A 24,036-nucleotide genomic window follows, 5' to 3' on the forward strand; every position below is an offset into this window, starting at 1 on the left:
GGTACGCGTAACCCCGTCGCCGCGCCCCACAGCGGTGGAGCGATCCATATCTCACGCGAGTGCGATCACGAGCTCTTGCCGGGCGGGACGAGCAGGACCGGGCGGTGACAATGCTTGAGGACGGCGTCCGCGACGCTGCTGTGCAGCAGCGCGCGGATGCCGGTGGCGCCACGGGTGCCTGCCACGATGATGTCGACGTCCAGTTCGTCGGCGCAGTCGACGATGGCGTTCCAGATGGTGGTGGCGCATTCGGCGGTGCGCGCCTCGGCGTTGAGACCCACCAGTTCGGCCAGCCGCACGCCCTCGGCGTTGATGGCGCGCGCGTCGACGTAGGCGATGTCCTCGATCTCGTCGTCCGGCACCCATTCCGGTTGCATCACTCCCGACAGCCCGGACAGGCGAGCCGCTTGCCGCACCATGGGCTCCCAGGCGGTGAGCACGATGGCCCGGTCGGCGGTGAGGAATCGCCCGGCGTATTCGACAGCGCGCTTGGCGTTCTCGGAGCCGTCGTAGGCGATGAGCATCAGATCGCAGGGCACGATGACCTCCTGGAAAGGACGCACGGCGACACCTCGAGATTACCCCTGGAGGCCCGCGTCGAGCGCTTGTTTTCGGGGGTCTACCTGCGGGTTCGCGGCCGCACCCGAGTTGCCTGCTCGGTAGGGACGTAGCGACTGCGGTCGCGCACGTCGCGGCGAGTACGGTTGACCTCTATGCGGAAGACGCCTCTGCTCGTACTCGCCGTACTCGCCGCGGTCGCGACCGCCTGCTCGAACGGTGGCTCCACCGAGTCGGCCCCATCGAGCACAACCACCACCACGGACGCGACCACCGCCGCGGTCCCCGTCACCAGCTCGGCGCCGCCGGACTGCAACGCGGGATACCTCGCGCAGTTCACCACCCGCCAGAAGCTCGCCCAGTTGCTGACGGTCGGCGTCACCGGTGCGGCCGACGCCACGAACGTGGTGCGCAACGAGCAGATCGGCGGCATCTTCGTGGGCGGCTGGACCGACCAGGCGCTGCTCGCCTCCGGCCAGATCGAGCAGGTGAAGCAGGCTGCCAAGGTGCCGCTGATAGTGACCATCGATGAGGAGGGCGGCCGGGTCTCGCGGGTGCGCGACCTGATCGGCGCGGCGCCCTCGGCGCGGCAGACGGCGCAGACCATGAGCCCCGATGAGTTTTATAGTGCGACGCTGACCAGGGGTCGCGCGCTGAAGAATCTCGGTGTGACGGTGGATTTCGCTCCCGACGTCGACGTCAGTTCCCAGCCGGACGACTCCGTCATCGGCGACCGCTCCTTCTCCGACGACCCGGACGTGGTCACCCGCTACGCGGACGCCTACATCCGCGCCATGCGCGAGGTCGGCGTCGGCACGGTGATGAAGCACTTCCCCGGTCACGGATCCGGTTCGGGCGACTCGCACACCGGCGCGGTGCGCACCCCGCCGCTGGACCAGATGCAGAACACGGACCTGGTGCCGTTCCGCAACCTGATCGGCTCGGGCGCGGCCGTCATGGTCGGTCACCTCGACGTGCCCGGATTGACCACACCCAACGTCCCGGCCAGCATCAGCCCGGAAGCGATGCGTTTGCTGCGCGAGGGCACCGGCTACGGAGCCGCGCCGTTCCAGGGACCGATCTTCACCGACGATCTCGGTGGCATGGCCGCGATCACCAGCCGGATGTCGATCGAGGACGCCGTCGAGGCCGCATTGGTCGCCGGCGCGGACAGCGCCTTGTGGATCACCACCGACGCGGTGCCCCAGGTGCTCGACCGGCTGGAGCAGGCGGTTTCGAGTGGGCGGCTGCCGATGGCCCAGGTGGATGCTTCGGTGTTGCGGTTGGCCGCGTACAAAGGTGCGTTGCCGCGCTGCTGAGGCGCGCCGCACGGTCGGGTCGGGCGACTGGTGAGCAAATCGGACCGCCGGAACTTACCTTGGAGTAATATATGAGATTCACCTGTGGTAGGAGTGTGGATGGCGGGCGGTACGAAGCGGCTTCCGCGGGCGGTACGCGAGCAGCAGATGCTCGACGCCGCCGTGGAGGTCTTCTCGCGTAAAGGCTTCCACGACACGTCGATGGACGCGATCGCCGCCGAGGCGAAGATCTCGAAGCCGATGCTGTATCTGTACTACGGCTCCAAGGACGAACTGTTCCGCGCCTGCATCCAGCGCGAGGGGCTGCGGTTCATCGAATCCGTCGCGCCCGCGGGCAACCCGCTGCTCACGCCGCACGAGCAGGTGCGCACCGCGCTGGAGGGCTTCCTCGGCTTCGTCGACCGCAACCGGCGCTCCTGGCAAGTGCTCTACCGGCAGGCCATCGGCCAGCAGGCGTTCGCCTCGGAGATCGAGAACGCGCGCGAACGCGTCATCGAGCTGACCGCAAAACTGCTGGAGTCCAGCGCCAAGCACGCCGAGCCGGGGACGAACTTCGACGTCGTCGCGGTCGCCGTGATCGGCGCGGGCGAGGCCATCGCCGACCGGCTGGCCAGCGGCCGGATCGAGGTCGCCGAGGCCGTCGACCTGCTCGATGATCTGGCCTGGCGCGGTCTCGCCGGACGGAAGAAAACCGAGTAGCCCGCCCATCGCCCGGATCGGTTGCTTCCGCGCCGCCCCTCCTGCCAAAGTGCGTGAGTTCGCACAGCGCGGACCGGCTCGTCCGAAGAGCCGGGGAGAAACGGGGCGGAATTGTTCGGGTTGCTCAGGCCGTGTGCGCACGGCGCTCAGAAGTATGGAATCGATGCGGCCGAATGGCGGGCGCATCTGTGCGGTTTGTGTCTCGGCTTGCGCGACGGGCACGGTCAGCTCGCCCGCGCCACCACCAACAAGGACGCGCTGGTGCTGAGCATGCTCACCGAGGCCCAGTCCGGACCGGCGGCACGCACCACCGCGGCGCCGTGCCCGCTGCGCGGAATGCGCCGCGCGTCGGTGGTCGCCGCGGGCGCGCCCGGCGTCCAGCTCGCCACCACCGCGTCGTTGTTGTTGGCGGCGGCCAAGATTCGCGATCACGTGGACGACGGTGAGGTGGTCGCGCTCGCGCGCGGGCCGCTGGCGAAAGCCGCGACGCGATGGCACCGCGAGGCTCGCGCGGGCGCGGACCGAATCGGTCTGGACGTCGAACCGCTCGTCGCGGCGCTCGCCGCGCAGGTGCGTTTGGAGCAGGAGGCGAAGGAGCTGGTCGCCGTGGGCGGGGCTGGTTTCGCGCCGGAATCCCTTGCCCATTCCTCGCATTGGCGTTCCGCGATGTCGCCGTCGGCCGACCCGATCGACCGGTTGACCGCACCCACTCAGCTGTGCGCGTCGGAGTTCTTCGCCCACACAGCTGTCTTGGCCGACCGCACGGACAACGTCGACGCGCTGCGGGAGGCGGGATGGCAGTTCGGCCGGATCGCGCATCTAGCCGACGCCGTAACCGACTATGACGATGACGCCGCCCACGACCGCTTCAACCCTCTCGCGGCTACTGGAACCAGCCTGCCCGAGGCCTACGACCTGATGCGGCAGTCGAATTCGCGCCTGCGCGCGGCCGTCGCGGCGGCCGAACTCAGCCGGGTTCCCACCGTACGCTGGATGCTGCTCGACCCGCTGACCGCGGTGCTGCGGCGGCTCGGCGGCGGGCTCGGCGCGTTCGCCGCCCACACTTGCTCGGTGTCGCCCGAAGGGGCCGACATCCGCGCCCACGCGCACGGAACCCGCCACCGCCCGCCGACCCGCCGCCCTGGCATCGGTGAATCTCTCGCGCTCATCCTGGGCGCTTACTGCACCGGCTACGCGTGCTGCGCCGACCACACGCAACCGTGTACGGGCGAACGCAAGGACGCGTGGATCAAGAACTGCGACTGCGGAGATTGCGGAGATTGCGGCGGGTGTGATTGCAGTTGTTGCGATTGCGGGGATTGCAATTGCTGCGACTGCGGTTGCGACTGCTGATCCGTGCTGGAGCGGCGAGCCGGCCGCTCCCGTGCGAAAGGCACGGCCGATCTCGCTGAAAAGCGCGAAGCCGCATCCTGATTCGTGGGAATCGGGATGCGGCTTCGCGGAACGTTCAGCGCAGGGTCGCCGTCAGGTGCGGGTACCCCTTCTTCGGGTGGAGCAGCGCCAGATCCCAACCGCCTTCGACCTGATCGGCATACAGGTTGACGGCGGAGGGCAGCAGGATCGGCTTGCCGAACTTGACCGAGTACGTGGTCTGCTCCGGAATGCGTCCCTCGACCGCCCCGAGAATCGTCGCCGCCGACCACATGCCGTGGGCGATCGATCGCGAGAAGCCGAACGCCTTGGCGCCCAATGCCGAAGTGTGGATCGGATTGTGGTCACCGGACGCGGCCGCGTACCGGGTGATCGTCTTCTGATCCACCCGCAGGGTGCGCAGCGGCGGCGGCGGAACCTCCTCCGGTTTGGGCTCCGGTTTCGGCCCGCCCGACAGCGAGGTGCGCTGCTGGTGCAGGAACGTGGTGACCTGGTGCCACACCTGCTCCCGGCCCACCTTCACATCGCTGATCGCGTCCACGAGCAGGCCCTTCGGGTGCTCGCGCAGGTTCTCGATGTGGGTGCGGATGTCCAGCGGCTCGCTCACCGAGATCTCGCGGGTGCGCTCGATGACGTTCTGCGCGTGCACCGCGCCCACCGCCACGAACGGGAAGTCCCGCGCCACCACCAGTTGCATCGCCAGCGGGAAGGTGAGGATGAACGGGTAGGTCAGCGGCAGCGCGTCGCCGAACCGCAGCCCGGTCGCGCGGCAGTAGGCGGCCAGATGATCCGGGTCCACCCGCAGCCCGTCGAGCCGGACGGCCCGGTCCGGCAGCGTCGGCTTGCGCGCCGACAGCAGCGGCACCGCGCCGAGCGCCGCCTTGACGAACAGGCGGTTGTTCTTCGGCGGTTCGGTGAGGGCGATCACCTGGGTCTTCTCCTTGCCTGCCGGAGCCTGGGCCATCATGCTCCGATCAGGCTCTGTCCGCAGACCCGCACGACGTTGCCGGTCACCGCGCTCGACGCCGGGCTCGCGAAGTAGGCGATGGTCTCGGCGACGTCGACGGTCTGGCCGCCCTGCAGCAGCGAACTCATCAGCCGGCCCGCTTCCCTGGTGGCCAGCGGGATGGCGGCGGTCATCGCGGTCTCGATGAAACCCGGCGCGACGGCGTTGATGGTGATGTTCTTCTCCGCCAGCTTCGGCGCCTCCGCGTTCACCATGCCGATGACGCCCGCCTTGGACGCGCCGTAGTTGGTCTGCCCGCGGTTACCCGCGATGCCCGCGATCGAGGACACGTCGATCACGCGACCGCCCTCCTTCAGCGCGCCCTTGGCCACCAGCCCCTCGGTGATCCGGTGCGGAGCGGCCAGGTTGACGTTGATGACCGCGTTCCAGCGGCCCTCGTCCATGTTCGCCAGCAGCTTGTCCCGGGTGATGCCCGCGTTGTGCACGACGATATCGATGCCGCCGAAACGTTCGGTGGCGAACTCGGCCAGCTTCTCCGCCGCGTCGGGCGCGGTGACGTCGAGCGCGAGCGCGGTGCCGCCCACCTTGTTCGCGGTCTGCGACAGCGCCTCGCCCGCCGCCGGGATGTCGGCCACGATCACCTGGGCCCCGTCGCGGGCGAACACCTCGGCGATGGTGGCGCCGATGCCGCGCGCGGCGCCGGTCACCACCGCGACCTTGCCGTCCAGCGGGCGGTCCCAGTCGGCGGGCGCGCTCGCGTCGTCCTTGCCGACCCGGATGACCTGGCCGTCGACGAACGCCGACTTGGCCGAGAGCAGGAAGCGCAGGGTCGACTCCAGGCCGGTCGCCGCCGCGGACGCCTCCGGGTGCAAATAGACCAGCTGGGCGGTCGAGCCGCGCAGCAGTTCCTTGGCCACCGAGCGGGTGAAGCCCTCCAGTGCGCGCTGCGCGATCTGCTCGTCGATGCCGGAAGCCAGCTCGGGAGTGGTGCCGATGACCACGATGCGTCCGGAGGAGGTGAGGCTGCGCAGGGCGGGCTGGAAGAACTCGAACAGTTGCGAGAGGTCCTCGATGGTGCCGACGCCGGTGGCGTCGAATACCAGGGCGCCGTACTTGGTGCCCTGGCTCAGCGCGTCGGCGAAGGTGTAGTCCGACAGCAGGGCGCGCACCGGCTCGGCGACGCGGCCCTTGCCGCCGATCAGCACCGGCCCGGACAGCGGCGGCTCGCCTTTGACGTAGCGGCGCAGCTTCTCCGGCTTCGGAAGGCCGAGCTTGCCGGCCAGGAACGCGCCAGGCGCGGAGTGTACGAACGATCCATAGAGGTTGGGAGCACCCTTGCTCTTGCTGGCTGCCACTATTCCTACCTTTTCTGAGTTCTGGCTCTCGGGTCTGGGGTATCGCCCCGGCGTGGTCTGCTGGCGCACTTTTGCGGGGGTATGTGTCGACATTAAACTTACTCCAGAGTAAGTTTAATGTAAACAACCGCGACGGGGCGCCGAGCAGCGCGGAGATATCCGTGCTCCACCGGGCCGCCGGGACACCCATCCACGAGACCTTGGAGACTCGAGTGACTAGCAAAGCCCGTTCGGCGAAGAGTGCCGCCAAGACCGGTAGGACCACCCGCCCGGTCGCGATCGTCGGTGGCAACCGGATTCCGTTCGCTCGCTCCGACAAGGCGTACGCGCACGCCTCCAACCAGGACATGTTCACCGCCGCGCTGGACGGGCTGGTCAGCCGTTTCGGCCTGCAGGGCGAGCGGCTCGGCATGGTCGTCGGCGGCGCCGTGCTCAAGCGGGTCGGCGAGCACGGCCTGATCCGGGAGAGCGTGCTCGGCAGCAAGCTCAGCCCCTACACCCCGGCGCACGACCTGCAGCTGGCCTGCGGCACCGGCCTGCAGGCGATCGTCACCGTCGGCGACGCGATCGCCGCGGGCCGGATCGAAGCAGGCGTCGGCGGCGGTACCGACACCACCTCCGACGCCCCGATCGGCGTCAGCGAGGGCATGCGCGAGTGGATGCTCGACGCCAACCGCGCCAAGACCAACAAAGACCGCCTCAAGCTGGTCGGCCAGCTGCGCCCGAGCATGCTCGGCATCGAGATCCCGCGCAACGCCGAGCCGCGCACCGGGCTGTCCATGGGCGAGCACGCCGCCATCACCGCCAAGGAATTCGGCATCCCGCGCGAGGCGCAGGACGAGCTGGCCTATCTGTCGCACAAGAACATGGCGGCCGCCTACGACCGCGGTTTCTTCGATGACCTGATCACGCCGTTCCTCGGCCTGACCCGCGACGACAACCTGCGGCCGAATTCCTCGATCGAGAAGCTGGCGACGCTGAAGCCGGTCTTCGGCGTCAAAGCCGGTGACGCGACCATGACCGCGGGCAACTCCACCCCGCTCACCGACGGCGCCTCCGCGGTGCTGCTGTCCAGCGAGGAGTGGGCCGCCGAGCGCAAGCTGCCCGTACTGGCGCACCTGGTGGACAGCGAGGTCGCCGCGGTCGACTACATCCACGGGCCCGACGGCCTGCTGATGGCCCCGACCTACGCGGTGCCGCGCCTGCTCGCCCGCAACGGCCTGACCTTGCAGGACTTCGACTACTACGAGATCCACGAGGCGTTCGCCTCGGTGGTGCTGGCCACCCTGACCGCGTGGGAGTCCGACGCCTACTGCAAGGAGCGCCTCGGCCTCGACGGCGCGCTGGGCTCGATCGATCGCAGCAAGCTGAACGTCAACGGATCGTCGCTGGCCGCGGGTCACCCGTTCGCCGCGACCGGCGGCCGTATCGTCGCCGCCACCGCGAAGCAGCTGGCCGAGAAGGGCTCCGGCCGCGCGCTGATCTCCATCTGCGCCGCGGGTGGCCAGGGCGTCGTGGCGATCCTCGAGCGCTGACCGATCGACACCGCGAGGTGGTCCGACCGGAATTCCGGTCGGACCACCTGCGCCCTACTCGCCGGGCAGCTCGAGGTGCCCGCCGAACGCTTTGCGCATCGCCGAGAGCACTTTGTCCGCGTACACCGCTTCGCCCCGCGAGGAGAATCGCGCGAACAAAGCCGAAGCCAGCACAGGGACGGGCACGCCGGTGTCGATGGCGGCATCGACCGTCCAGCGACCCTCGCCGGAATCGGATACCCGGCCGCTGTAGGAATCCAGGCTCGGGTCCGCGTGCAGCGCGGCCGCGGTGAGGTCCAGCAGCCAGGACGCGACCACCGACCCCCGCCGCCACACCTCGGTGATCTCGGGGATGTCCAGGTCGTACCGGTAGTACTCGGGATGTTCCAGGGGCGTCTCCTCCGCGGAGAACTCGCCCGTGTGCTCGGCGCCGTAGTTGGCCCGGCGCAGGACGTTCAGCCCTTCGGCGTAGGCGGCCATCGCCCCGTACTCGATGCCGTTGTGCACCATTTTCACGAAGTGGCCCGCCCCTACCGGTCCGCAGTGCAGATAACCCAGCTCGGCCGTGGACGGCTCGCCGCCGCGTCCCGGCGTCCGCTCCGCCGCCCCGAGGCCCGGCGCGATGGATTTCAGCAGTGGGTCCAGGTGCTTCACTGGCTCGGATTCGCCGCCGATCATCAGGCAGAAGCCGCGAGTCCGCCCGAAAACCCCGCCCGAAGTGCCGATGTCCACGTAGTGGATGCCCTTGGGCCGCAAGCGCTCGGCGCGCACGAGGTCCTCGTGGTAGCGGCTGTTGCCGCCGTCGATGACGATGTCGCCCGGTTCGAGCAGCTCGGCGACCTGCTCGATCACCGCACCGGTGGCCCCGGCGGGGATCATGACCCACACCACGCGCGGCGTCTCCAGCATGCCGACGAACTCGGTGAGGTCGGTGCTGCCCCGGAAGCCGTCCCCGAGCTCGGCGCGCAGTTCGTCGATGTGCGCGGAGCGACGTTCGTATCCGACGGCGGTGTGTCCGTCCCCGACGATGCGGCGCACGATGTTGGCGCCCATCCGGCCGAGGCCGATCATTCCCAGCTGCATGCCATCCATCTCCCTCGTGTAGCCAAGTCTTGCGGCGGGGTCGTCTCGATTCTTCCGCGTGGGATCGATCACGGTTCGGTTCGCGGGTGTAACGCCGCCCGCTACAGCCCGATAAACAGATCGGCACCGCGCAGTTGCCTGACCCCCGACCCGGCAACTGCGCGGGCCTCTTTGTGTGGTGTACCCGGTTCTTCGCGCGGAATGTGCGCTATGCCCGAGCTGTGGCGAGCACTGTCGGTGTGGACCACTATCGTTGGCAGGGACGCGCAGCGGTGCGGGTCCACAATTCAATCGAACGGGGAGGACGGTTCGTGACGAGCCAGCCGAGCACCGGAGGACGCGGCCCACAGGCTGGTGGCGAAGTCGGATGGCGCCAGCTTCTCGGGGCGGAGCGGCCCCAGGCGGCGGACCGGTCGGTCGCTTGGACCGGCGACGAACAGCTCACCCAGCCTCTGCAAACTACCCGGAGACGGCCCCCGCCACCCGCACCTCGCCGTGCGCCCGCGCGTCGCCCGATCTCGCCCCCGCCGTCGAAACGCCTGGACAGCGCCGTCGTGCGCCGGGTGGGTATCGCGGTGGGCGCGGTGCTGGCGGTCGCCGGTCTCGGCTACGTGGTGGACTGGGTGATGTCCTCGGGCGAGGTCGCGCGTGGCACCGTCGTCGCCGGTGTCGACATCGGCGGCATGGACAAAGCCGCGGCCGATGCGAAGCTGCGCGCCGAACTGGATCCCAGGGCGGGCCGCGAACTGCCGCTGCGCATCGGCGACGTGCAGACCCGCATCGTGCCGAGCGCCGCCGGACTGGCCGTCGACTGGGACGCCACCTGGTCGCGGATCGGGTCCCAGCCGCTCAACCCGTTCACCCGGCTCGCCTCCTTCTTCACCACCCGCGAAGTGTCGATCGTCAGTGCGATCGACGAACCGGCCCTGGATCGCCAACTCACCGAACTGCGGGTGCACGACCGGCCGTCGGTGGAGGGCACCATCACCTTCCGCAATGCCGAACCCGTCGCGGTGCCTCCGGTTCCGGGCCGGGTGCTCGATGTCGCCGCCGCGCGTACGGAATTGGCCGAGCAGTGGGTCGCCGGCGCCACAGTGGACCTTCCTGTCGTCCCCGCGCCGCTGCAGGTGCGTCCGGAGGCCGTGGACAAGGCCCTGCGCGAGATCGCCCAGCCCGCGGTGCGCTCGCCGATCGCGTTCGCGGGCAAGGGCGCCTCGGGCAGGCTCGATCCGGAGCAGATCGCGTCCGTGCTGGCCTTCGCGCCGGACGGGCAAGGCGGTCTCGCCGCGTCGGTGAATCAGGACGCCGCGACCGGTCTACTCGGGCCGCAACTGGCCACCACGGAGGTCGAACCGAAAGACGCGACGTTCGCGGTGGCGGGTGGCAAGGCGTCCGTCGTCCCCGCCGTGATCGGCGACAAGATCAACTGGCCCAAGACCTTCGAACAGCTCACCGCGTTGCTGACCGCGCCGGGCGAGCGGACCGCGCAGGTGGTCTACGAACGGGTCGAACCGAAGCTGACCACCGAGGCCGCACAGGGGCTCGGCGTGGTCGAACCCGTCGGATCGTTCACTACCGGTGGTTTCAGCGGCCCCTCCGGGGTCAACATCCGCACCGTGGCCAAGAAGGTCGACGGCGCGATCGTGAAGCCGGGAGACACGTTCTCGCTCAACGACTTCACCGGTCCACGCGGCACGGCGGAGGGATACGTCGAGTCCGGCATCATCGACCACGGTCGTCCCAGCACCGCCGTCGGCGGCGGCATCAGCCAGTTCGCCACCACGCTCTACAACGCGGCGTATTTCGCGGGTCTCGAGGACGCGGGTCACACCGAGCACAGCTACTACATCTCCCGCTACCCCGCCGCCCGCGAGGCCACCGTCTTCGACGGCGTGATCGACCTGAAATTCCGCAACAACACCCAGACCGGCATCTACATCGAAACCTCGGCGACCGCCACCGAGATCACCGTGCGACTGTGGGGCACGAAGACGGTCGACGTCGAGTCCATCACCGGCGAGAAGACCAAACCGACCGAACCCAACACGGTCACCTTGCCCAAGGGCAAGGACTGCATCGCCTCCGAAGGTGGCCCCGGTTTCACCATCTCCGACACCCGCGTCATCACCGACCACAAAACCGGCCGCGAAGTGTCTCGAAAGACCCGCACGGTGAAGTACGACCCGATTCCGATCGTCAAGTGCGAGTGAGGGAATAGCCCCGAGCACGCGGTTCCCGAATCCGCCCCGCCACGCACCGGAGGGGCGGATTCGTCGTCTTCACAACGGAGTTCGCATCAGCAACACGTTGTACTGGGTGTGCTGGGTGACCACGAAGTAGAGGTCGCGGCCGGTTTGATACGGATAGATCATCGGCGCGTACGCGGTGGGAAGCGCGCGGGCGTCGATGAGGATGCGCGGTTCGCTCCACGGCCCTTCCGGAGCCGGTGCGGTGCGCAGGACGACGCTGTTGGCCGGATCGGTGGTCAACATGACGTACTGGCCCAGATAGTCGTTCCACATCACCGAGAGTTCCGCGACGCCGCCGACGATCGGAGCCGCCGTCTTGGCGTCGGTGGGCTTCCATTCTCTGCCGTCCCAGTATTCGTAGGCGTCGATATTCGCGATATCGCTTTCCTTGGCGCGAGAGACGAATCCGGGATTGTTGCGCCCTGCTGGGGTGCCGTAGCGGTAGACGTAGCCATTCGCCTTCAAGAAGGCGTTCTGCTGGAAGTTCTCGTGGCCGTCGACGTTCGCGCGCCGCGTGTGGGTGAGCTGGGCCCACGTGGTGCCGCCGTCACCGGAGGCGGCGAGGGTGGAGAAGTTGGTGTTCCACTTCCCGTGGTCACCCCATTCGCGCACCGACATCAAGCTCATGTACTGCACGCCGCCCACCGAGATGCCCGCGGTGGGAATCAGGCTGATCTCGATGCCGGGAATCTTGGGGCTGGGTATGGGATTCGGCACCACGTCGTCGAAGATGATGCCGTCGGCCGGATCGTGCCTGGAGCTGCGGAACAGCACATTGCTGGTCCAGGCCCAGATGCTGCCCGCGAGGAGATTCGGGATCCCGATGCCCGCGCTGTCGCCGAAGGCGGTGATCATGCGGCCGTTGCCGTCGTCCCACATGATGCCGAGATCCGTGCCGAGCACGTTGACGTTCTGGGTCCGATTCGGGCTGTCCATGCCGGTCACCTGGAACACCGCTCTGGCAGGCCCGGGCAGGTCCGGCAGGCCGTGAATGCCGTTGATCGCCGGAATCGGAATGACGTTGTTCGGGTCGGCTCCGGCGGGCGTGGCGGCGACCAGCGCCAAGACCGCGGCTAGCGCGCCGGCCCCGGTGAGTGCGGACAGCGATCGAGTCATCCGGCAATTCCCTTCCTCTGGGACGCAGTCTGCTCGGTCATTCTGCCCGTTCGCCGCCGCGATGTCGCCTACATCGGTGGGTGGACTCAGCGCGTTCGGCCGATCGTCACCAGCCGGTAAAGCCACCACGGGCGCTCGGGTAGTTCTGGGCTGTAGACCCGCATGCTCATCGATCGGACCCGTCTCGAGGCTGGATCGCGCACCTGCAATCGGCGGCGGGGGAGGTCGGCGGGACGCACTTCGGTGGTCCACATGCGATCCCAATCAGGGGAGCGGCGGCAACGTTCGGCGATCTCCTCGACGCGCTCGCGCGGCGCGAGCGGAGACAGGATACGGAAGGCGTCGACGAGCAGGTGCGCTTCCACGGCCCAGTCCACCATCACCCGGCGGGCCGCCGCGTCGAGGAACATCCACTCCAGCACGTTTCCTCGGGGGAGGGCACCTGGAAAGGCGCGTTCGTAGGCGGAATTGGCTGCCACCAGGTCCTGCGTCGGCATCCGCTGGTAGCAGGCCGGGTCGGGGAAGCTGTGCAGGTCGGCCTGGTCGTCCGGAGTGGGCACGTCGGGGCCGGGTCCGTAGGCGTCCGTGAAGAAATTCGGCAGCGACAGTACGACGATATGTTTGCGGTACCAGATCGGCACCTCCAGCGCGTCGAACAGCTGTTGCAGCAGTGGCTGATTCGGCGCCACCGCGCCTGTCTCGATCTGATCGAGCACCGCTTCGGTGAGCTCGGCCCGCTCGGCGAGATGGGCGGGCGTCAGCCCCGCGGCGAGGCGTCGTTCGCGCAGATAGGCGCCGATGCCAGTTGCGTTGCGCGTCACCTCGGGCACCTCTGCCGACAATTCTCGTGCCGAACTGTGGGAAGCGGGAGGCTCTTGTCGCTCCCCGGGAGCACGCAATCTACCGGAGAGAATCGGCGTCGAGCGGTGATCGAACGTCACGAATCGACAAATGTAGACGACAACGGCCCGGAGAGGATCTCCGGGCCGTTGTGCCGTTGCGGTGGAACGAAGGTCAGAACGCGGCTTCGTCCAGCTCCATGATGTCGTTGTCCAGGTTGGACAGCACCGCGCGGGTGGCGGTCAGCTCCGGCAGGACGTTGCGGGCGAAGAACTGCGCGACCGCGATCTTGCCGTTGTAGAACGCCGCGTCGGCGCCGGTCGCGCCGTTGTCGAGGGCCGCGATGGCGACCTCGGCCTGACGCAGCAGCTGCCAGCCGATGAGCAGGTCACCGACCGAGAGCAGGAAGCGCACCGAACCGAGGCCGACCTTGTACAGCTCGCTCGGCTGCTCCTGGGCGCCCATCAGGTGGCCGGTGAGCGTGGCGGCCATGGCCTGCACGTCCTCCAGCGCGGTGGCCAGCAGCTTGCGCTCGCCCTTCAGGCGGCCGTTGCCCGCCTCGGCGTCGATGAACTTCTGCACCTGACCGGCCACGTGGGCCAGCGCGACGCCGCGGTCACGAGCGATCTTGCGGAAGAAGAAGTCCTGCGCCTGGATCGCGGTGGTGCCCTCGTAGAGCGAGTCGATCTTCGCGTCGCGGATGTACTGCTCGATCGGGTAGTCCTGCAGGAAGCCCGAACCGCCCAGGGTCTGCAGCGACTCGGTCAGGTACTGGTAGGCCCGCTCCGAGCCGACGCCCTTGACGATCGGCAGCAGCAGGTCGTTGACCCGCGCGGCCAGGTCGGCGTCCGCACCGGAAACGTGCTGGGCGACATCGGCGTTCTGGTGAGCGGCGGTGTACAGGTACACCGCGCGCAGGCCCTCGGCGTACGCCTTCTGGGTGGCCAGCGAGCGACGGACATCCGGGTGGTGGGTGATGGTCACGCGCGGCGCGGCCTTGTCGGTCATCTTGGTCAGGTCGGCGCCCTGGACCCGCTCCTTGGCGTAGTCCCGCGCGTTCAGGTAACCGGTCGACAGGGTCGCGATGGCCTTGGTGCCCACCATCATGCGAGCGTGCTCGATGACGTCGAACATCTGCGCGATGCCGTTGTGCACCTCGCCGACCAGCCAGCCCTTGGCCGGGATGCCGTGACCGCCGAAGGTGACCTCACAGGTGGCCGAGACCTTCAGGCCCATCTTGTGCTCGACGTTGGTGACGAACACGCCGTTGCGCTCGCCCAGCTCACCGGTCTCGTGGTCGAAGTGGAACTTCGGTACGAAGAACAGCGACAGGCCCTTGGTGCCCGGTCCCGCGCCCTCGGGGCGGGCCAGCACCAGGTGCATGATGTTCGGGAACAGGTCGTCGGAGTCGGCGGAGGTGATGAACCGCTTCACGCCCTCGATGTGCCAGGTGCCGTCTTCCTGCTTGATCGCCTTGGTGCGACCGGCGCCGACGTCGGAACCGGCGTCGGGCTCGGTCAGCACCATCGTGGCGCCCCAACCCTGCTCGGCGGCGATCTCCGCCCACTTCTTCTGCTCGTCGGTGGCGTTGTTGTAGAAGATGTTCGCGAAGCCGGGGCCCGCGGCGTACATGAAGGCGGCGGGCTGCGCGCCCAGGATCAGTTCGGCGATCGCCCAGTACGCGGCGCGCGGGATCGGCAGGCCGCCGAGCTCCTCGGCGATGCCGAGCTTGTCCCAGCCGCCGTCCTGCAGGGTGCGGTAGCTCTTCTTGAACGACTCCGGCAGCGTGACCGTGTGGTTCTCGGGGTCGAAGACCGGGGGGTTACGGTCGGCGTCGGCGAACGACTCACCGAGCGGACCCTCGGCCAGGCGGCGCACCTCGTTGAGCATCTCCTTCACCGTGTCGGTGTCGAGATCGCCGTAGGCGCCGCTGTCCAGGATCGACCCGAGGCCGAGAACCTCGAAGAGGTTGAACTCCAGGTCGCGGACGTTGCTCTTGTAGTGACCCATTGTCAGTACTCACTCTCCGTTGAGTTGGTGCGGTCGGTATGGTTGCCGTTCCCGCCCGTTGTTCGCTCCACCGGGTAGTCGTGCCGGTTTTCCGCATGCTACTCGCGGGTAACTTATGAAACATATTACCGGCCGGTAATGATTGCGCAAAGAGCTGAGCAGGCAATGTGACGCGTTTTACAGTGTTTGATTTGCCGCGCCTTCGCGCGAACGGCGGATGCTCGGTCTCGCTTCGCTCGAAAGACGTGGTCGGGGTGGGCGACGGCCGCCGCTTGCTCCGATAGTCGCAGGTCGATCACGCGGGGAGCGACGGTGCGGCTTCGGGGGGCCGGCGCGGCAGAATGAGCACAATGCTGATCGAGACGAGTGCGGGGCCGGCTGAGGTCGAGCTCGAACAGCCGCGCAGGCCCGCGTTTCTGCTGCTGCTCACGCATGGTGCGGGGGGAGGGGTGGAGGCGAAGGACCTGCTCGCGGTGCGTGACGTCGCGTTGCGGCTGGGGGGTGGGGTCGCGCGGGTGGTGCAGCCGTATCGGGTGGCTGGGCGGCGGGCGCCGGGTTCGGCGGTCAAGCAGGACGAGGCCTGGCTGGAGATCGTCGCGCGGCTGCGCGGGCGCAAGCGCATCCCGGTGATCCAGGGTGGGCGCAGCAACGGGGCGCGGGTGGCTTGTCGTACCGCCGTCGCGGCACGGGTCCGTGGCGTTCTCGCGCTCTCGTTCCCGCTGCATCCGCCGGGCAAGCCGGAGAACTCGCGCCGGGATGAACTGCTCGCGCCGGGAGACATCGAGGTGGTCGTCGTCAACGGGGCGAACGACCCGTTCGGCATTCCCGACCCCGCCGACGCCGCCGAAGTGCGCGTCATCCCAGGACAGCCGCACGCCTTCCGTGCGGGCTTCGACCTGATCGCCGAGACCGTGACTCCGTGGCTGGAGCGCTGGTCCTGAGTCCTATTCGGCCGGTCGGGTGGCGATGACCAGCGCGTCGATGGCGTCGCCCGTTTCGGTGGGCCGGTAGACGCGGTCGGCGATGCGGACGCGCACCTCGCTCGCCGCCGCGAGCGGGCCGAGGTCGGCGACGATGTCGTCAGGGGTGAACAGGATGGCCGGGTCCTGCGGCCCGCCGCAGCCGTCGGTGATGTTGGTGGTGTCGTGGCCGAGTACGAGCAGGGTGCCTTCCGGAGCCAGCAGCCCGGCCGCCGTGCGCACCAAAGCGCGGCGCTGCTCGGCGGGCAGGTGCAGGAAGACCATCAAGACCAGCTCGAACGGTCCGGTGATCCCCGCTTCGTCCAAATCGGTGACGTCGGCGCACTGCCAGGTGATGCGATTGCGGACCGAGCGGGACAGCCGCGACGCCACCGTGCGGCCTTTGTCGATGCCGACTTGTGAGTAGTCGACGGCGTGCACCTGCCAGCCGTGCGTGGCGAGCCACAGGGCGTTGCGGCCCTCGCCGCACGCCAGATCGAGAGCGCGCGGGAACTCCGGCGCATCGCCCTCGGGTGTGGCGGCTTGGAGGGGCGCACGGCGTTCCAACCCGTAGACGTGCTCCACCACGGTGTTGTTCGGCGGTGCGCCCCAGACCAATTCCGTTTGCGCGTAGCGCTCGTCCCAGTCGGCCGCATCCATATTTCGAGTCTATTGATCGGGCCACCCGCGCTTCGTGGGGTTGCCCGAGTCAGTCCGATACCTGCGAGAGCCAGTGCACCGGCGTGGTCTCGCGTACGTGGATCAGCACGTCGAACGCATCGGCGAGCGACGAAAGCCGGATGTTGGCCGTGGCGTCGGCGGCCGGGTCGTAGACGCCGCTGATGGTGCGCAGCTTCGCCGGGCCGGTCAGCCAATCATGGACCGGTTCCGGCGCGGCGGCGTGCAGGTCGACGTAGTAGGCGGGCAGCTCGACTTCGCCCAGCGCGGCGTCCACCAGGTCCGGTTGCGGATTGGGCGCCACGGCCGCGCCGAGGTCGCCGTGATGGAAGCCGATGCCGACGGACACGTATCGTTCGCCCAGCTCAGTGCGCAAATGACTTCCGGTGCCGCGGAATTCGGCCGTACCGAAGACGATCGGAAGGCTGGTGGTGTGCGCGAGGCCGTCCCAGTAGACGATCTTCGCGCCGGTCGAGCGCTGCCATTCCAGCACCGTCTCGGCCGACGGCCGTTCGTCCCTGGCGAACCCTTGGCTCGCGACGCTCTGCCGGTGGAAGTCGCGGATCAGGCGGGCGTGGGTGAGCGCCGAGGCGCGCTCGCCGGTATCCGGCAATGCCGTGAGCAGCTCGAGGGCGTCTTCGGCGTGCTCGGCGAACGGGCGGCCGGGGTGGGTGCCTTGATGGCGCTGGACATGTTCGTCGACTTGATGCGCGGTGCGGATCGGCGCGAGATGCGCCTCGATCGCGGCGAGCCGGTCGGGAGCCGCGCGGCGCACGTAGTCGAGTACCGCGTCGTAGTCGCTCGGTTCGGCACGGGGCGGTTCGACGCCGAAGATCCGCACCGGGTCGTCCGGGTGCGCCAGGTTGTACGCGCGGATCCAGCGCAGCGTGGCCACCGATTCCTCGGTACGCCACGGACGCCAGGCGCCGGCGAGCACCGATTCGGGGTCGCCCGCGCCCGCGGTGACGAACCGGTCCCACCGTTCGCCGGAACGCGCGCTGTCCTGGATGGCCAGTGCGCGGAAGCCGTGTCGTTCGACGAGCCCGCGCAGCAGCCGCTCGCGCACACCGAAAGTCTGGCGGGAGAACCGCGTCGACTCGCCGAGCCCGACCACCGTGGCGGTGGCGAGCCGCGTGATCAGGCCGTCGAGTTCGGTACCGGGCGAGTCCGGATCGGTGCTGTCGATCGCGACGGCGTTGTCGCGCAACCAGGCGCGGATGTCGACGGTGGTGCTGAGCATGGTGCCTCCCGGAAACGTGAACGATCCAACGCGGTGCAGCCTCGTACATAAACCTTTGTTGAGGTCAAGCGCCGCGTCGGATCGCCGGGTTCCCGGTCACAGCGTCGTGCGCATCAGCAGGACGTTGTACTGGCTGTGCACGGTCGTGAGGAAGTACAGATCGCGCCCGGTCTGGTACGGAAAGATGGAAGGCGCGTAGGCGGTGGGCAATTCGCGGGTGTCGATCAGTACTTCGGGATCGCTCCACGGCCCGACCGGATCGGGGGCGCGCCGCATCACCACGGAGTTGAATCGATCGGTGGTCAGCGAAATGTATTGCCCCAGATAGGCGTTGTACATCACCGACAGTTCGCCGACGCCGAACATGATGGGCGCGGCGGCGTTCACGTCGTTCTTCCGCCAGGCGTGGCCGTCCCAGTATTCGTATTCGGCGAGATTTCCGATGTCGTGCGCGCGCACGCGGGCGACGTGCGCGGTGTGATTGCGTCCGGACCGCGTGCCGTATTCGTAGATGTACCCGCCGTCGGCGAGGAAGGCGTTCATCTGGAAGTTGGCGTCTCCGCCCTCGTTGTTCCGCCGTGTTTCCGGCAGTTCGGCCCAGGTCTCGCCGTTGTCCCCGGAGACGGCGAGACCGGAGAAGTTGGTGCTCCACTGGCCGACGTCGTCCCAGGTCCGCACGGACATCAGGCTCATGTACTGCACGCCGTCGACGGCGACGCCCGCGGTCGGGATGCGGCTGATCTCCAGGAACGGGATCTTCGGGCTGGCGATCAGATCGCGCGCCTGCCCGAACACGTCGCGCACCACGCTGTCGAAATAGACGCCCTCGGCCGGATCGGTGGTGTGGCTGCGCAGCAGGATATTGCTGCGCCAGGCCCACATGCTGCCCGCGAGCAGATTCGGGAAACCGACGCCTGCGGTGTCGCCGAACGCCGTGAGCATTTCGCCGTGCCCGTTGTCCCACATGATGCCGAGATCGGTGCCGAGGACGTTGTAGGTCTGAGTGTTGTTCGGGCTGGCCATACCGGTCACCTGGAAGACCGCCTTGGTGCGGCCGAGCAGATTCGGCAATCCGGTCGTGCCGTTGAGCACCGGGATCGGATTGATGGCGTTCGGGTTCGCGATGGCGGGTGTGGTCGCCGTGAAGAGCAGGGCCGAGGCGCCCGCCAGCGCCGAGAGCAGGAAGGATGCGGTCTTGATCACGATCTGTGAGCCCTCCGGTTTCTTCCCGAGAGCGGTGCGAAACACGGACGTCCCGCGATACACAGACCCTTCGCAGTGTGCCGCGCACCACTAGTCGACTGGCTGGCAAATCGTGCAAATGGTAGCAGCGGAACCAGTCGCGGGGAGGGTTCTCCAGCAGACTAGCGAATTTGTAGCTAATTCTTGGGAGGGCGGCTGCGCGCCTTGCGGAGAATCAAAGGAAGTTGGGTCGCGCGCTCGACGGCCAGGGTTCGCCGGGTGGATGCTTGCCACGACTTCTCGAAGAGTCGTTTGGCGGCGGCGACCGCGTGCGGCGACCGCGTCGCAAGGCGGTCGGCGAGTTTCTCCGCCTCCGCCACGGGGTCCGGCGTCAGCTCGGTGACCAAGCCGATCCGCGCGGCGTAGTCCGCGTCCACTACGTCCGCGGTCATCGTGAGCAAGAGGGCTTTGTCGATGCCGATCAGCCTGGATAGTGTTGCAGCGCCGGTCATATCCGGGATCAGCCCGTGTTTGGCTTCCATGACGGAGAACTCCGCGTCGGGGGTGGCGAAACGGACGTCGGCGGCGAGCGCGAGCTGGAGCCCGCCGCCGTAGCAGCGCCCGTGCACGGCGGCTATCACCGGCACCGGCAGGCGGCGCCAAGCCCAGCACGCCTCCTGGAAGGCATTGGTGCCGCGCCAGGGTAGCGGCACGAAATTCCGAACGATTGCCAATGGATCGCTGATTGCCGCGGAGATATCCAGACCGCTGCTGAAGCTGGGTCCGTTGCCGGACAGAATGACCGCACGCACATCGCTGCGGCGGGCCACCAGCTTCGCGCTGGCAACCAGCTCGTGGAGCATGTCGATGGTCAGGCCGTTGTGCTTGTCCGGCCGGTCCAGCGTGACGTACGCCCGGTGGTCGTCGAACCGCACTGCGATGTTGGTGCCCATGCTCGGATCTTACTCGTGAGTCAGTTGTCTGGCGCGCACTGTTGCCGTGGCGCCGGGGCTCTGTTCTAATCGGACTCGAGTTACCGTCAACGTTGACGGTTATGGAGCGGAGGTCGCATGCTGCCAGCCGGAATGGACCCGAGGACGCCGGTGCTCGTCGGCGCCGGGCAGGTCGTACACCGACCGGGTGCGCCGGGCCTGCCCGGCCCGGTCGAACTCGCCGCCGAATCCTTGCGCCGCGCGGGCGCCGATAGCGGCGTCGGCGACCGATTGCTGCGTTCGGCCGATGTGATCGCCGCCGTCGCCCCGGTCAGCCGCCCCTACGGCGACCTGGGCGCGCTCGTCGCGGCTGAACTGGGCGTCAGCCCGAGGAGGACCGTGCAGTCGGTGCGTTTCGGCGGTGACGCGCCGCAGCGGCTGCTCAACGCCGTCGCGCAGGCCATCGCCGACGGCCGCTCGGAGGTCGCCCTGCTCACCGGAGCCGAAGCGGTGTACTCCGGGAACACGGCCGCCCGCTCCGGCGCGGCGGTGGACTGGCCGGAGCAGCCGGACGACGTAACCCCGGACGAGATCGTCGGCTCCGATCGTGGTCCGAACTCGGACATGGAAACCGCCGCGGGGCTGTGGGGCCCGGTGTACTTCTACGCGCTCATGGAGACGGCCCTGCGCCGCAGGTTGGGGTCGAGCGAAGCCGCGCACCGCGAGCGGATCGGCGGACTGTGGTCGCGGCTGTCGGAGGTCGCGGCACGCAATCCGTACGCGTGGCAGCCCGCCGCGCAGGCTGCCGCCGACCTGGCGACGCCGGCGCCCGCCAACCGGATGGTGTCGACGCCGTATCCGAAGCTGCTGATCGCCAACCTGACCGTGGACCTGGGCGCCGGGCTCATCCTGTGCAGCGCGGCGGCGGCCGAGGCCGCCGGTGTGCCGCGAGACCGATGGGTGTTCCCGCATGCAGGCGCCACCGCGACCGACGAATGGTTCGTCTCCGAACGAGCGGACATGTCTCGATCGCCCGCGATCGCCGCGGCGGGGAAGGCGGCGCTCGGCGCCGCGGGAATCGCGATAGACGATGTCGCCCACGTCGACCTGTACTCCTGCTTCCCGGTGGCGGTGCAGATCGCGGCCGAGGAACTCGGCCTGCCGATCGACGATCCGGCCCGGCCACTGTCGGTCACCGGTGGTCTCACCTTCGCGGGCGGCCCTGGCAACAACTACGCGACGCATTCGATCGCGACGCTGTCCGGCGTCCTCCGCGCGGACCCCGGCGCATACGGCCTGGCGACGGCGCTCGGTTGGTACAGCACCAAGCACGGCGTCGGGGTGTACTCGGCGAAGCCGCCCGAGCGGCTGTTCCGTGCCATCGAGGCGGATGTGCCGGCGGCGCGGCGGGAACCCGCGCCCGGGTACACCGGTCCGGCCACGGTCGAGGCGTACACCGTCGCCTACCGCAAGGGTCCCGCGCCCGACCGTGCCGACGAGCCGGAAGCCGTTGTGGTGAGCGCACTGACACCGGCGGGGACCCGCATACTGGTCCGGGCGTCGGATGCCGACACCCTCGCGGCGTTCACCGCGGGCGACCCGCTCGGCGCGGACGCCGAGATCGCCGCGGACACGTTCACCCTGCTCACCGAGAGGAGCGCCCGATGAACGACTCGGTCCTGATCGAGCGGCGCGACGCGATCACCGTGCTCACGGTCAACCGTCCCGAGGCGCGCAACGCGATCAACCTGGCCACCGCGCAGGCCATCGAGGCCGCCGTCGACGAGTTCGAAGCCGATTCCGCCGCGCGCGTGCTCGTGCTCACCGGTGCGGGCGGGACCTTCAGCGCCGGAATGGATCTCGTGGCCGCGTCGAAAGGCGAGATGCCGATGACGCAGCGCCGCGGCCCGCTCGGCATCACGGCGAAACCCCCGGCGAAACCGATGATCTCCGCCGTCGAGGGTTTCGCGCTGGCCGGTGGTTTCGAGCTGGCGCTCGCGGGCGACCTCATCGTCGCCGCGCGCGACGCGCAGTTCGGCATTCCCGAAGTCAAGCGCGGTCTGGTGGCGGCGGGCGGTGGCGTGCTGCGCCTGACCCAGCGGCTGCCGCGCAGCACCGCCGCCGAACTCGCGCTCACCGGAGGCCGGATCGGCGCCGAGCGGCTCTACCAGCTCGGCCTGGTCAACCGGGTCACCGAGCCGGGTGCGGCGCTGTCGGTGGCGCTCGAATTCGCGGCCGAGATCGTCGCCGCCGCACCACTCGCGGTGGCCGCGAGCAAGCGCATCATCGACGAGTCGCCGGATTGGCCGGTCGCGGAGGGATTCGCGAAGCAGGGCGAAATCGCGCTGCCCGCATTGATTTCCAAGGACGCCGCCGAAGGCGCGCTGGCGTTCGCGCAGAAGCGCGAGCCCCAGTGGCAGGGTCGCTGACGGGCGGGCCGGGACACGTCCGGCAGCCGCAGGCGCAGCGCAGGGAGCGCATGCGCACGCGGCTGCTGGACGCGGCGGTGGAGAGCCTGGTCGAGGTCGGTTACGCGGGCACGACCACGCTCGAGGTGCAGAAGCGGGCAGGTGTGCCGCGGGGAACGTTGCAGCATTATTTCCCCACCAGGGCCGATCTGCTCGCCGGCGCCGTCGAGCATGTGGCGCGACGCCGTTTCGACCAGCTGACAAGCGAGTTCGAAGCGATCCCGGACGACGCGGACCGGCTGGAGACGGCCGTCGAGCTGACCATGCGGATGCTCAGCGGCCCGTCGTTCTGGGCGGCGCTGGAGATGTGGGTGGGCGCGCGAACCGACCCGGAACTGCGGGCGGCCTTCCTGCCGCTCGAGGTCCGCTTGTTCGAACTGATGCACACCAGCATTCGCGACAGCTTCCGGCGCGAGTTCCCCGACGATCCCCGCGTGCCTACGATCACCGAGTTCACCATCGAGATCATGACCGGATCGGCCCTGCGGGTGCTGCTCACCGGGGACGTGTCCCGCAACCGGATTCTTCAGCACCGGTGGGGTAATGCCGTGCGCGTCTTGCTCGGCACGGCGTCCGCTGACACGTTGCTCGACCCGCCCGCGGGCTGAACGGACGGGCGTCTAGCGCTGGCGGGTGATCGTCTCGAGCAGCACCTGGGCGCATCCGGCCGGGTCGTCGAAGAACGGCGTGTGCCCGCTGCCGTGCAGCGTGACGTGCTCGGCGTCCGGTAGCACGCTGCGCGCCTTGCGGCTCTGGGTCGCGTAGGTGAGCAGGATGTCGCGGCTGCCCCATGCGATGGTCACCGGAATGTCGGCGAGGGAGTCGATTTCGGGCAGCCGGACATCGGTGAACGAGGCGATCGCCTCGTCGAATCCGGCCGCGTCCGCAGCGCCGATGGCCGTGTCCAGCGCCACCTTCGCATCCAGCGCCCAGGGTTTGCCGAAGACCAGGGAGAGGAAGACGGTCCGGCCCGCGGCGGTGCCGAGGACGGACGGCAGGGCGGGCCGCAGTTTGCGCGCCAACGCCCGTGACTTGCCCAGCGACTGCTGACACCACACGCGACCGGCGGTGTCCCAGAAGCCGATCGGGGAGTAGGCGGTCACCGAGCGAGCCAGCCCGCGAGCGCCCAATTCCAGTGTGATCAGCCCGCCCATCGAGTTCCCCGCGAGATGCGGTTGTTCGATCCCCTGCGCGGCGAGGAATTCGGCGAGCGCGTCGGTGAGGTTGGGCACCGTGTTGTGCGCGAGCGGGTGCGTCGAACCGCCGAAGCCGGGCAGGTCGACGGCGATCACTTCGTACGACGCGGCCAGTGTGTCGATGATCGGCTCCCACACCTGCCACCGGCTCCCGACCCCGTGTACCAGCACGAGCGGCTCGCCCGCGCCGACGCGGTGATGGTGCAACGTCGTCATGCGCCAACCCTAACAGCAGTCACCTGTCATCAGTTGGTATCG

Annotated in this window: 21 protein-coding genes; 9 read left to right on the forward strand and 12 right to left on the reverse strand. The window is 68.7% G+C overall.

Annotation, left to right across the window (positions count from 1 at the left end):
• Window positions 1–65 precede the first annotated feature (65 nt).
• The gene (locus tag ABZW96_RS04695; protein WP_355072097.1) at window positions 66–539 is read right to left on the reverse strand and encodes a universal stress protein; all 474 of its coding nucleotides are present in this window, start codon (window positions 537–539) and stop codon (window positions 66–68) included.
• A gap of 174 nt (window positions 540–713) precedes the next feature.
• On the opposite strand from ABZW96_RS04695, the gene ABZW96_RS04700 reads away from it, so the two are divergent.
• The 3 genes from ABZW96_RS04700 to ABZW96_RS04710 all read left to right on the forward strand — a co-directional run bounded on the left by ABZW96_RS04700 (window position 714) and on the right by ABZW96_RS04710 (window position 3,929).
• The gene (locus ABZW96_RS04700) at window positions 714–1,877 is read left to right on the forward strand and encodes a glycoside hydrolase family 3 N-terminal domain-containing protein (RefSeq protein WP_355071361.1); all 1,164 of its coding nucleotides are present in this window, start codon (window positions 714–716) and stop codon (window positions 1,875–1,877) included.
• 99 nt (window positions 1,878–1,976) lie between these two features.
• Complete coding sequence (locus tag ABZW96_RS04705) at window positions 1,977–2,576, forward strand: TetR/AcrR family transcriptional regulator (protein WP_040870930.1); 600 nt, start codon at window positions 1,977–1,979, stop codon at window positions 2,574–2,576.
• Between the two features lie 120 nt (window positions 2,577–2,696).
• Window positions 2,697–3,929: a DUF5685 family protein gene (locus tag ABZW96_RS04710; RefSeq protein WP_355072099.1), complete on the forward strand. Its 1,233-nt coding sequence runs from the start codon at window positions 2,697–2,699 to the stop codon at window positions 3,927–3,929.
• A 115-nt stretch (window positions 3,930–4,044) separates the two neighbouring features.
• Here the strand turns inward: ABZW96_RS04710 and ABZW96_RS04715 are convergent, their stop codons facing one another.
• Window positions 4,045–4,935, reverse strand: coding sequence for a MaoC/PaaZ C-terminal domain-containing protein (locus ABZW96_RS04715; protein ID WP_355071364.1), 891 nt, complete (start codon window positions 4,933–4,935; stop codon window positions 4,045–4,047).
• A complete protein-coding gene (locus tag ABZW96_RS04720) occupies window positions 4,932–6,290 on the reverse strand; it encodes a 3-oxoacyl-ACP reductase (RefSeq protein WP_355071365.1) in 1,359 nt (452 codons plus the stop codon). The genes ABZW96_RS04715 and ABZW96_RS04720 overlap by 4 nt, the downstream gene beginning before the upstream one ends.
• Window positions 6,291–6,502: 212 nt before the next feature.
• On the opposite strand from ABZW96_RS04720, the gene ABZW96_RS04725 reads away from it, so the two are divergent.
• A complete protein-coding gene (locus ABZW96_RS04725; RefSeq protein ID WP_355071367.1) occupies window positions 6,503–7,825 on the forward strand; it encodes an acetyl-CoA C-acetyltransferase in 1,323 nt (440 codons plus the stop codon).
• Between the two features lie 54 nt (window positions 7,826–7,879).
• Here ABZW96_RS04725 and gnd read toward each other — a convergent pair whose 3' ends face one another.
• Entirely contained in the window at window positions 7,880–8,908 is a 1,029-nt protein-coding gene (gene gnd / locus ABZW96_RS04730; RefSeq protein ID WP_355071369.1) for a phosphogluconate dehydrogenase (NAD(+)-dependent, decarboxylating), read from the reverse strand.
• 554 nt (window positions 8,909–9,462) lie between these two features.
• Between gnd and ABZW96_RS04735 the strand changes: the two genes are divergently transcribed.
• On the forward strand, window positions 9,463–11,118 hold the full coding sequence (locus tag ABZW96_RS04735; protein ID WP_355071370.1) for a VanW family protein: 1,656 nt from the start codon (window positions 9,463–9,465) through the stop codon (window positions 11,116–11,118).
• Window positions 11,119–11,187: 69 nt separating this feature from the next.
• Here ABZW96_RS04735 and ABZW96_RS04740 read toward each other — a convergent pair whose 3' ends face one another.
• The 3 genes from ABZW96_RS04740 to ABZW96_RS04750 all read right to left on the reverse strand — a co-directional run bounded on the left by ABZW96_RS04740 (window position 11,188) and on the right by ABZW96_RS04750 (window position 15,123).
• Entirely contained in the window at window positions 11,188–12,273 is a 1,086-nt protein-coding gene (locus tag ABZW96_RS04740) for a DUF4185 domain-containing protein (RefSeq protein ID WP_355071372.1), read from the reverse strand.
• Between the two features lie 86 nt (window positions 12,274–12,359).
• Window positions 12,360–13,094, reverse strand: a complete 735-nt coding sequence (locus tag ABZW96_RS04745) for a helix-turn-helix domain-containing protein (RefSeq protein ID WP_355071374.1) — start codon at window positions 13,092–13,094, stop codon at window positions 12,360–12,362.
• A gap of 193 nt (window positions 13,095–13,287) precedes the next feature.
• Complete coding sequence (locus tag ABZW96_RS04750; RefSeq protein ID WP_355071375.1) at window positions 13,288–15,123, reverse strand: acyl-CoA dehydrogenase; 1,836 nt, start codon at window positions 15,121–15,123, stop codon at window positions 13,288–13,290.
• Between the two features lie 350 nt (window positions 15,124–15,473).
• On the opposite strand from ABZW96_RS04750, the gene ABZW96_RS04755 reads away from it, so the two are divergent.
• A complete protein-coding gene (locus tag ABZW96_RS04755) occupies window positions 15,474–16,064 on the forward strand; it encodes an alpha/beta family hydrolase (RefSeq protein ID WP_355071377.1) in 591 nt (196 codons plus the stop codon).
• Window positions 16,065–16,067: 3 nt separating this feature from the next.
• On the opposite strand, the gene ABZW96_RS04760 is transcribed toward ABZW96_RS04755, so the two are convergent.
• From ABZW96_RS04760 to ABZW96_RS04775, 4 genes are all read right to left on the reverse strand, one after another.
• Entirely contained in the window at window positions 16,068–16,742 is a 675-nt protein-coding gene (locus tag ABZW96_RS04760) for a class I SAM-dependent methyltransferase (RefSeq protein ID WP_355071379.1), read from the reverse strand.
• A gap of 49 nt (window positions 16,743–16,791) precedes the next feature.
• Entirely contained in the window at window positions 16,792–18,000 is a 1,209-nt protein-coding gene (locus ABZW96_RS04765; protein WP_355071381.1) for an erythromycin esterase family protein, read from the reverse strand.
• Window positions 18,001–18,096: 96 nt separating this feature from the next.
• Window positions 18,097–19,170: a DUF4185 domain-containing protein gene (locus ABZW96_RS04770; RefSeq protein ID WP_355072101.1), complete on the reverse strand. Its 1,074-nt coding sequence runs from the start codon at window positions 19,168–19,170 to the stop codon at window positions 18,097–18,099.
• A 209-nt stretch (window positions 19,171–19,379) separates the two neighbouring features.
• Entirely contained in the window at window positions 19,380–20,135 is a 756-nt protein-coding gene (locus tag ABZW96_RS04775; RefSeq protein WP_355071383.1) for a crotonase/enoyl-CoA hydratase family protein, read from the reverse strand.
• A gap of 117 nt (window positions 20,136–20,252) precedes the next feature.
• Between ABZW96_RS04775 and ABZW96_RS04780 the strand changes: the two genes are divergently transcribed.
• The 3 genes from ABZW96_RS04780 to ABZW96_RS04790 are packed head-to-tail and all read left to right on the forward strand — an operon-like array spanning window position 20,253 to window position 23,190.
• Window positions 20,253–21,782: an acetyl-CoA acetyltransferase gene (locus ABZW96_RS04780; protein ID WP_355071385.1), complete on the forward strand. Its 1,530-nt coding sequence runs from the start codon at window positions 20,253–20,255 to the stop codon at window positions 21,780–21,782.
• Window positions 21,779–22,543: a crotonase/enoyl-CoA hydratase family protein gene (locus ABZW96_RS04785; RefSeq protein WP_355071387.1), complete on the forward strand. Its 765-nt coding sequence runs from the start codon at window positions 21,779–21,781 to the stop codon at window positions 22,541–22,543. The genes ABZW96_RS04780 and ABZW96_RS04785 overlap by 4 nt, the downstream gene beginning before the upstream one ends.
• On the forward strand, window positions 22,528–23,190 hold the full coding sequence (locus ABZW96_RS04790) for a TetR/AcrR family transcriptional regulator (RefSeq protein ID WP_355071389.1): 663 nt from the start codon (window positions 22,528–22,530) through the stop codon (window positions 23,188–23,190). Before ABZW96_RS04785 ends, ABZW96_RS04790 begins: the two co-directional genes overlap by 16 nt.
• Before the next feature lie 12 nt (window positions 23,191–23,202).
• On the opposite strand, the gene ABZW96_RS04795 is transcribed toward ABZW96_RS04790, so the two are convergent.
• Window positions 23,203–23,994 (reverse strand): alpha/beta hydrolase, encoded by a 792-nt coding sequence (locus ABZW96_RS04795; RefSeq protein WP_355071391.1) that lies wholly within the window; start codon window positions 23,992–23,994, stop codon window positions 23,203–23,205.
• Between the last annotated feature and the right edge of the window lie 42 nt (window positions 23,995–24,036).

The organism is Nocardia sp. NPDC004168 (assembly GCF_040610355.1).
Classification (GTDB): domain Bacteria; phylum Actinomycetota; class Actinomycetes; order Mycobacteriales; family Mycobacteriaceae; genus Nocardia; species Nocardia sichangensis.

Bases quoted from the DNA above. Each gene is read 5' to 3' on its own strand.
- ABZW96_RS04700 (WP_355071361.1), top strand. From the start codon at position 714: ATGCGGAAGACGCCTCTGCTCGTACTCGCCGTACTCGCCGCGGTCGCG.
- ABZW96_RS04705 (WP_040870930.1), top strand. From the start codon at position 1,977: ATGGCGGGCGGTACGAAGCGGCTTCCGCGGGCGGTACGCGAGCAGCAG.
- ABZW96_RS04715 (WP_355071364.1), bottom strand. From the start codon at position 4,935: ATGATGGCCCAGGCTCCGGCAGGCAAGGAGAAGACCCAGGTGATCGCC.
- gnd (WP_355071369.1), bottom strand. From the start codon at position 8,908: ATGCAGCTGGGAATGATCGGCCTCGGCCGGATGGGCGCCAACATCGTG.
- ABZW96_RS04740 (WP_355071372.1), bottom strand. From the start codon at position 12,273: ATGACTCGATCGCTGTCCGCACTCACCGGGGCCGGCGCGCTAGCCGCG.
- ABZW96_RS04750 (WP_355071375.1), bottom strand. From the start codon at position 15,123: ATGGGTCACTACAAGAGCAACGTCCGCGACCTGGAGTTCAACCTCTTC.
- ABZW96_RS04755 (WP_355071377.1), top strand. From the start codon at position 15,474: ATGCTGATCGAGACGAGTGCGGGGCCGGCTGAGGTCGAGCTCGAACAG.
- ABZW96_RS04760 (WP_355071379.1), bottom strand. From the start codon at position 16,742: ATGGATGCGGCCGACTGGGACGAGCGCTACGCGCAAACGGAATTGGTC.
- ABZW96_RS04765 (WP_355071381.1), bottom strand. From the start codon at position 18,000: ATGCTCAGCACCACCGTCGACATCCGCGCCTGGTTGCGCGACAACGCC.
- ABZW96_RS04775 (WP_355071383.1), bottom strand. From the start codon at position 20,135: ATGGGCACCAACATCGCAGTGCGGTTCGACGACCACCGGGCGTACGTC.
- ABZW96_RS04780 (WP_355071385.1), top strand. From the start codon at position 20,253: ATGCTGCCAGCCGGAATGGACCCGAGGACGCCGGTGCTCGTCGGCGCC.
- ABZW96_RS04785 (WP_355071387.1), top strand. From the start codon at position 21,779: ATGAACGACTCGGTCCTGATCGAGCGGCGCGACGCGATCACCGTGCTC.
- ABZW96_RS04795 (WP_355071391.1), bottom strand. From the start codon at position 23,994: ATGACGACGTTGCACCATCACCGCGTCGGCGCGGGCGAGCCGCTCGTG.